General features: G+C 64.8%; 4 protein-coding genes. 2 read left to right on the top strand and 2 right to left on the bottom strand.

What is annotated here, in order from left to right; translation table 11 throughout:
- Positions 1–736 (bottom strand): DMT family transporter (locus EOA75_RS23985; protein ID WP_164747526.1); only part of this gene is annotated, 736 nt, incomplete at its 3' end.
- A gap of 152 nt (positions 737–888) precedes the next feature.
- Here EOA75_RS23985 and pepN point away from each other — a divergent pair.
- Complete coding sequence (pepN, locus tag EOA75_RS23980) at positions 889–3,534, top strand: aminopeptidase N (RefSeq protein WP_127215814.1); 2,646 nt, start codon at positions 889–891, stop codon at positions 3,532–3,534.
- Positions 3,535–3,711: 177 nt separating this feature from the next.
- Positions 3,712–6,033 (top strand): PAS domain-containing sensor histidine kinase, encoded by a 2,322-nt coding sequence (locus tag EOA75_RS23975; protein WP_127215815.1) that lies wholly within the window; start codon positions 3,712–3,714, stop codon positions 6,031–6,033.
- Between the two features lie 48 nt (positions 6,034–6,081).
- On the opposite strand, the gene EOA75_RS23970 is transcribed toward EOA75_RS23975, so the two are convergent.
- A partial coding sequence (locus tag EOA75_RS23970; RefSeq protein ID WP_127325335.1) for a bifunctional [glutamine synthetase] adenylyltransferase/[glutamine synthetase]-adenylyl-L-tyrosine phosphorylase occupies positions 6,082–8,747 on the bottom strand: 2,666 nt, incomplete at its 5' end.

The raw sequence follows: 8,747 nt of genomic DNA, 5'->3' as shown, positions 1-8,747 counted from the left end.
GGCGGTAGGCGGCGGTCATCAGGATCTGACCGAGCCCGCCGCAGAAGCCGGCCATGACAAGCAGCGCGGCTTGCATCGGCGTCAGCATCTGCCAGCCGAAAGGCAGGGTGAGCAGCGCCAGCACGCTCGCCGTCGAGGAAAACCACAGCACGATGGTCGCCGTCTTCTCGGTCTGCACGAGATTGCGTACCAGAAGCATGGCGACGGCCGAGATCGCCGCGGCGATCAGCGCCGCCATGACGCCAAGCACCTCCTGGTCGTCGAGCGCCTCGTCGGAATGCAACAGCGTCAGTTCCGGCCAGGAAACGATCAACACGCCGACGAGGCCGAAGGCGACCGCGCTCCAGCGATAGACGCGGATCGTCTCGCCCAGGAAGATCGAAGAGAACACCACGACCAGCAGCGGCTGGGCATAATTCAGCGTGATCGCTTCGGGAAGTGGCAACCTGGTCAGCGCGAAGAAGCCGAGCCCCATAGCGCCGACGCCGACGACGCCGCGCGCGATGTGGTTGAACGGCCGTTTCGTGGTGAATGCGGTGGCGAGCTGGCCCTTGAAGGCCAGAAAGGCGATGATCGGCAAGATGGCAAAGAAGGAGCGGAAGAAGACGATCTGTCCGGCGGGCACGGCGCCGGCCGCCTTGATACAGGTCTGCATGCCGACAAAGACCGCCACGGAGACAATCTTCAGCGCAATGCCGCGCAGCATATTGTGGCCGACGGCATGATCGACGGTCATCTTGCCTCGTGACGATGGTCGGAAAACGAAGCCCAGAAATAGACCTTGGCGCAGTTTTGTCGAGTGACCGTTTGGTGTAAAGAGCGCGGACTTTAGAATTCCCTCACCAGCAAAGCCTACTGCCCACCCGAATTGATAGGAAAAACGACGGAATGCGCACAGATACCGGCCATGTCTTCAAGCTCGAAGACTACCGCCCCAGCGACTATCTCATTCCGCGGACCAGCCTCGATTTCCGTCTGTCTCCGGATGCCACCCGCGTCACTGCCGTGCTCACCGTCGAGCGACGCCAGGGGGTCGCCGCTTCTACGCAGCTGGCACTCGACGGCGACGGGCTGAAGCTGCTCAGCGTTGCCATCGACGGGCAGGTACTCCCGGAAGCCGACTATCAGGCTACGCCCGACCAGCTGATCATTCCGACGCCGCCGGCGGCACGGCGCTTCGAGCTTCGTCTCGAGACCGAGATCGCGCCGTCCAGCAACGAGGCGCTGATGGGCCTTTATCGCTCCAACAATGTCTATTGCACCCAATGCGAGGCGGAGGGGTTTCGCCGCATTACCTATTTCCTCGATCGTCCAGACGTCCTCTCGGTCTACACCGTGCGCATCGAGGCGCCGCACAACGAGGCGCCGCTGCTGCTGTCCAACGGCAACCCCGTAGAAAGCAGGGCGCTCGCGGATGGCCGGCACTATGCCGTCTGGCACGACCCCTTCCCGAAGCCTTCCTATCTCTTTGCGCTGGTGGCTGGCGCGCTCGGCAAGGTCGCGGGAAGCTTCACCACCCTATCCGGCCGCAAGGTCGAGCTCGGCATCTATGTCGAGCCCGGCAAGGAGCGGCTCGCCGGCTACGCGATGGATGCGCTGAAGCGCTCGATGAAATGGGACGAGGAGGTCTTCGGCCGCGAATACGACCTCGACGTCTTCAACATCGTCGCCGTGTCAGACTTCAACATGGGCGCCATGGAGAACAAGGGCCTCAACATCTTCAACGACAAATATGTGCTGGCCGACGAGGAGACGGCGACCGATGCCGATTTCGCCAATATCGAGGCGATCATCGCGCATGAATATTTCCACAATTGGACAGGCAACAGAATCACTTGCCGCGACTGGTTCCAGCTCTGCCTGAAGGAAGGGCTGACGGTTTACCGCGACCACGAATTCTCGGCCGACCAGCGCTCGCGCGCGGTAAAGCGCATCGCCGAGGTGCGCACGCTGCGCGCGCATCAGTTCCCCGAGGACCAGGGACCATTGGCGCATCCGGTCAGGCCGCGCCGCTACCGCGAGATCAACAACTTCTACACGGCAACAGTCTACGAGAAGGGCTCGGAAGTGGTGCGCATGATCCGCACCATCCTCGGAGCGGAAACCTTCCGAGCCGGTATGGACCTCTATTTCGAGCGGCATGACGGCGAAGCGGCGACGATCGAGGACTTCCTCAAAGTGTTCGAGGACGTCTCGGGCCGAGACCTCGGGCAGTTCGCGCTCTGGTACCATCAGGCCGGCACACCGAACCTGACGGTGAGTTCCTCCTACAATGCGGCGGCCAAGGCATTCACGCTGGAGATCGAACAGTCGGTGCCGCCGACGCCGTCGGAAAGCCGCAAGCGACTGATGCATATTCCCCTCGCCTTCGGCCTGGTCGGCGCCGGCGGCAAGCCTGTCGCCTGGACAGCCGTCGATGGCGCCACCGTCGAGGACGGCATCATCCATGTCCGAAAGCGGCGGCACACGGTGCGCTTCTCGGGGGTTTCGGAGCGGCCTTCGGTGTCGCTCAACCGCGGCTTCTCGGCGCCGATCACGCTCTCGGTGCAGCAGAAGGCCGACGACCAGTTCTTCCTGGCCAGCCATGACAGCGATCCTTTCTCGCGCTGGCAGGCCTTCAACACGCTGCTCACCGACGCGCTCATAGCGGCGTTCCGCCAGCTGCTGGGCGGCAAAGAGTCGGCCTTCGACGCAAAGCTCGCCGAGCTTGCCGGAAGCATTGCCCGCGACGAGACGCTGGAGCCGGCCTACCGGGCGCTGGCTCTGTCGCTGCCCGGCGAGGCCGATATTGCGCGCGACATCGGCCAGGGCATCGATCCCGACGCCATTTTCGTCGCCCGCGAGGCGCTGGCGCGGACGATTGCCATGGCGAATCGCGAGATCTTCTCGGCCCTTTACGCCAGCCTGGCCGACAACGGTCCGTTCACGCCCGACTCGGCAAGCGCTGGGCGCCGCGCGCTGCGCAACATCCTGCTCGATTACCTGTCGCTCCTGCCCGATGGCGCGGCGCTTGCCGCGCGGCATTTCAACGCCGCCACCAACATGACCGACCGCGCCGCGGCGCTGACCGTGCTGGCGCACCGTCATGCCGGCTCCGCGCAAGCGGAGGAGGCACTGTCGGCCTTCGAGATGAGATACCGCGGCGATGCGCTGGTGCTCGACAAATGGTTCCAGATCCAGGCCGGAGTGCCGGGACCGCTGACCGTCGAAAACGTGCGCGCGCTGATGCAGCACCCTGCCTTCTCGATCGCAAATCCGAACCGGGTGCGCTCGCTGATCGGCACCTTCTCCAGCGCCAACCAGACCGGCTTCCATCTTTCCGGCGGCCAAGGCTACCGCTTCTTCGCCGAGACCGTGCTGGAGGTCGAGAAGCGCAACCCGCAAGTGGCAGCACGGCTGGCGACGGCGCTCAGGTCCTGGCGCTCGCTGGAACCGGTCCGGCAGAACAAGGCAAGGCAGGCACTGCTGCAGATCGCGAACGCCGACAACCTGTCGGCCGACTTGCGCGACATCGTGGAGCGGACGCTGGTGTGATTAGCAAATCTCCCCCCTCGTGGGGGAGATCAGCAGTTTCGACGAATTTCAATCAACTTTTAATCTTTTTTGGCCGCGCCTCTGGACAAGGCGAATCACCTTTGATTCCTTATTGACGATTCGGACGTGCGGCGTAGCCGGATCGTCAAGTATGCGGCAAATCGGGGAGTGCCATTTATGGCCAAGACGGACGCGTGGGGCGCGCCCGGAGGGAGAGCTTTTGCGCGTCGCGAGGCAAGGAGCGGCGGGCCTGCCGGCAATGCGCGTCTGATCGCCGAACCCGCCTACCAGCGGCTGCTGGCGGCGGAACCGCTGCTGCGCCGCTCCATCCCCGCACTGATCATCATCTTCCTGATCGTCATCGCCGCACTGCGCTTCCTGTCGCTGGTGAACGACCGCGACGAGGTCGAACGCGACGCCAAGTCGGTGCTGGCGTTAGCCGCCGGCCAGATGGCACAGGCGATTACGGCCGACCCGAACGCAGCCGGCGTGAATGCGACGGACCTTCTGGAGAAGACCAGCCGCCAGGGCGCCATGGGTCGCAGCCACGTGCTGGCCATCACCGACGGCGCTTTCAAGATCGTCGCGGTATCGCCATTGTCGACCGGCTGGCAGGGACGCTCGCTGGACAGCCTCGTGCTCGGCGGCCAGCCGCTGTTCATGTTCGGCGACCGCGCCGGCGTTATGGATGTCAGCATCGGCGGCAAGGACTGGTTCGCCGCCGTCAGCCTCACCGGCGACCGAAAGAACGCCGCGGCGGTGCTGGTGCCCAAGGAGGCGGTGTTCGACAGCTGGCGCAAGACGGTGTCGCTCAACGTCACGTTGTTCGTGCTGACGGCCGGCGTGCTGATCGTCATCCTTTACGCCTATTTCGGCCAGGCGGCGCGCGCCCAGGCGGCCGACCGCATCTATCTCGAAGCGCATCAGCGCATCGACATGGCACTGGTGCGCGGCCGCTGCGGGTTGTGGGACTGGGACATGGTGCGCGGCAAGATGTACTGGTCGCGCTCGATGTACGACATGCTGGGCTACGAGCCCTGCGATACGATGCTGTCCTTCGGCGAGGTCGACGAGATCATCCATCCCGACGACGGCGACCTCTTCGAGCTCGCCAATCGCATCGTCGAGCGCGAGATCGACCATATCGACCAGGTGTTTCGCATGCGCCACGCCGACGGGCAGTGGGTGTGGATGCGCGCCCGCGCCCAGGTGATCGACCCGGAAGCGCCCGAGATCCAGCTGATCGGCATCGCCGTCGACGTCACCGAGCAGCGGCATCTCGCGCTGCGCTCGGAAGCGGCGGACATGCGGCTGCGCACGGCGATCGAGAACATCAACGAATCCTTCGTGCTATGGGATGCCGCCGAACGGCTGATCATGTGCAACTCCAAATTCCAGCAGGACAACGGGCTCTCGGACCGCGACGTGATGCCGGGCGCAACCCGCGACATGCTGGAGGAGCGCATGCTCGCCTTCGCCTCGGAGCGCAGGCTGGCCAACGCCAACGGGCCGCATGGCGGTGTGACGCTGGAGCGCCAGCTCGCCGACGGACGCTGGCTGCAGGTCAACGAGCTCAGGACCAGAGACGGCGGCATCGTCTCGGTCGGCTCCGACATCACCCAGATCAAGCTGCATCAGGAAAAGCTGGTCGACAGCGAGCGCCGCCTGATGGCGACCATCCACGATCTTAGCCTCGCCCGCCGGGCCGAGGAGGAACGCGCCAAGGAGCTTGTCGAGCTCAATCGCAAATACATGAAGGAAACCGAGCGCGCCGAGGCCGCCAACCGGGCGAAGTCCGAATTCCTCGCCAATATGTCGCATGAACTGCGCACACCGCTCAACGCCATAATCGGCTTCTCCGAGCTGATGCAGCAAGGCCTGTTCGGACCGCTGGGTTCGGAGCGCTACGAGGAATATGCCAGCGACATCAACGGCAGCGGCAAATACCTGCTCGGCGTCATCAACGACATTCTCGACATGTCGAAGATCGAGGCCGGCCAGTTCTCGCTTGACCGCGAGGAAATCGACCTCTGCCCGCTGATCAGGGAAACGGTTCGCGTCATCTCGCTGCAGGCGGCGGAGAAGTCGATCACGGTAGAGACGCGCATCGCCGATGCGATGCGGCTCTACGCCGACCGCCGCGCGATCAAGCAGATCGCAATCAATCTGCTCTCCAACGCGGTGAAGTTCACCGGACAGGGCGGCAAGATCACGGTCAGGGCGCGCAGCGCCTCAGGCGCGCTGGTGCTCACCATCGAGGACAATGGCTGCGGTATCCCGAAGCAGGCGCTGAGCAAGCTCGGGCGGCCGTTCGAGCAGGTGCAAAACCAGTTCTCCAAGAACCACACCGGTTCCGGCCTGGGCCTCGCCATCTCGCGTTCGCTCGCCGAACTGCAGGGGGGCGCGCTGAAGATTCGCTCCACCGAAGGCGTCGGCACCATCGTTTCGGTGCGCATCCCGCTGAAGAAGGCGCCGCCCATGGTCAAGGTGGCGGCTTAGCTGGCGCGCTGAAATTCGAAACGCCGGCGTCAAGGAATGACGCGTGGATTACCCTCGCGAGATCGACGCTCCCGCGCGAAGCAGAAGGTCGAAATCCTTCCGAATCTTTCGCGACGTCTCCTTGAGATGTGCTTCGAGCACACCGAAATCCGGCAGGTCGGTGGCCGCCAGAAGCAGATCAGAAAGCCCAGGCGGAACATCGTCGCGCTGGAACTCGCCGGTAAGGCAGAGCCTGATCATCTGGGTCAGCGCGAGATAGAGCCTCCAGGCCTCGCAAAGCTCCTGCCGAACATCAGGCGCCGCGTAACCGGGGGCCAGCCGCGCCAGCACTTCCGCCGTCGCGGTTGCCCGCCTACCAGCCTCGACCGCGCCGGTGATGACCGCGACCTGGGCGATGAATTCAAGGTCGATCAGGCCGCCGGGGATCAGCTTGATGTCCCAGAGATCGCGCGGCGGCTTTTCCGTGTCGATCAGCGCCCGCATCTCGGAGGCATCCGCCTTCACCTTGGCGCCGTCGCGCGGCTGGGCAAGAACCGCCGCAACCTCGTCTTCGACCTCGGCGCAAAGCGCTGCGTCACCGCCGATGGCGCGTGCTCGTGCCAGCGCCATATGCTCCCAGGTCCAGGCATCCTGCCGCTGATATTTCTTATAGGCGTCGACATGGGTGGCGACGGGCCCCTTGTTGCCGGAGGGGCGCAAGCGAAGGTCGAGCTCATACAGGACGCCTTCGGCCGTCGGCGCCGAGACGGCGGCGATCAGCCGCTGCGTCATGCGGGTGTAGTAGTGTGAGGGCGCCAGCGGCTTCTCGCCATCGGAGTCTTCCGCATCCGCATCGTGGTCATAAAGCAGGATCAGATCGACATCCGAGCCGGCAGTGAGCTCGCGGCTGCCCAGCTTGCCCATGCCGAGGAGCGCGACCCTGCCCCCGGCAATCCTGCCATGGCGCAACGCGAACTCGGCGATGACTGCGTTGAGCGCCGCTTCGATCGTGAGGTCGGCCAGGTCGGAGAAGGCGCGACCGGCGCGCCCGGGATCGATGGAGCCCGCAAGCAGCCGCACGCCGATCAGGAATTTCTGCTCGGAGGCGAAGATACGCAGCCGGTCAAGCACATCCTCATAGGCGCGGTCGCCCTCGATGAAGGCCGCAAGCCGCGCCGAGAGGTAGGCGCGGTCGGGCAGTTCCGCGAGCAACGCCGGATCGAGCAGACCGTCGAACACATGCGGGCGGCGCGTGATGATGGCGGCGAGCCGCGGAGCGGCGCCCATGATCGTCGCCATCAGCTTGAGCAGTGCCGGATTGGACTGCAAAAGCGAGAAGAGCTGGATGCCAGCCGGCAGGCCGGCGAGGAACTCGTCGAAGCGGATCAGCGCCTCGTCGGCGCGGCGCGTCTGGCCGAAGGCTTTCAGCAGCGCCGGCGTCAGTTCCGTCAGCCGCTCGCGCGCCTCCGCCGACTGGGTGACGCGGTATCGGCCGAAATGCCAGCCGCGAATGACACGGCAGATGTCGCTCGGCCGCTGAAAGCCGAGGCGATGCAAGGTCTGCAGCGTGTCGGGATCGTCGACATCACCGGTGAAGACCAGATTGCCGACGCCGGCCGACAGTTCGGGTGCCGTCTCGAACAGCGCCGCATAATGGCGCTCGACCTGCTGCAGCGAGGCGCGGAAAGCTTCCGCGAATTCCGCCTCGCCGGTGAAGCCGAGCATCAGCGCGATACGCTCCAGTTCCTCGTCCTCTTCCGGCAGGACATGTGTCTGCTCGTCGGCCACCATCTGGACGGCATGCTCGACACGGCGCAGGAACCAGTATTGTCGGGTGAGCGCATCGCGCGCATCGGCGGTGATCCAGCCGCGTGCGGCGAGCGCGTCCAGCATCGGCACCGTTTCGCGGCCCCGCAGTTCCGGGAAGCGGCCGCCGGCAATCAGCTGCTGCGTCTGGACGAAGAACTCGATCTCGCGGATGCCGCCGCGGCCGAGCTTGACGTTATGGCCTTTCACCGCGATCTCGCCGTGGCCCTTGTGGGCATGGATCTGGCGCTTGATCGAATGGACGTCGGCGATCGCGGCGTAATCCATGTATTTCCGCCAGACATAGGGCTGCAATTCCTTGAGGAAGGCCGAGCCCGAGGCAAGGTCTCCGGCCACCGGCCGCGCCTTGATCATGGCGGCGCGCTCCCAGTTCTGGCCGCGGGCCTCATAATAACGAAGCGCCGCCTCGACCGGGATCGCCAGCGGGGTCGAGCCGGGATCGGGGCGCAACCTCAGATCGGTGCGGAAGACATAGCCATGCTCGGTGCGGTCCTGCAGGATGCGCACGAGACGGCGGGTGAGGCGCGAGAACAGCTCCGTCGCATCGAGCGGATCGACCACCGCCGGCGCCTCCGGATCGAAGAAGACGACGAGGTCTATGTCGGAGGAAAAATTCAGCTCATGCGCGCCGAGCTTGCCCATGCCGAGCACAATCCAGCTCGAGCCGCGAGCCGGGTCTTCCGGATGGGGCAGCTTGAGCTTGCCCTGCCCGTGCGCGTCGAGCAGCAGGAAATCGACGGCGGCGCGTGTGCAAGCATCCGCCAGGTCGCTCAGACGGCGCACCGTCAGCGCGGTTTCGGCCTCGCCGGACAGATCGGCCAGCGCGATCAGGAAATGCGCTTCGGCCTTGAACTGCCTGAGTTCCATCATCAGGCTCGATTCCGAAACATTGTCGGCCCGTGCAGCGC

It is taken from the genome of Mesorhizobium sp. M1A.F.Ca.IN.022.07.1.1 (assembly GCF_003997575.1).
Classification (GTDB): Bacteria; Pseudomonadota; Alphaproteobacteria; order Rhizobiales; family Rhizobiaceae; genus Mesorhizobium.
Note: the sequence above shows the minus strand (reverse complement) of the source record. Positions and strands in the feature narration are given on the sequence as shown.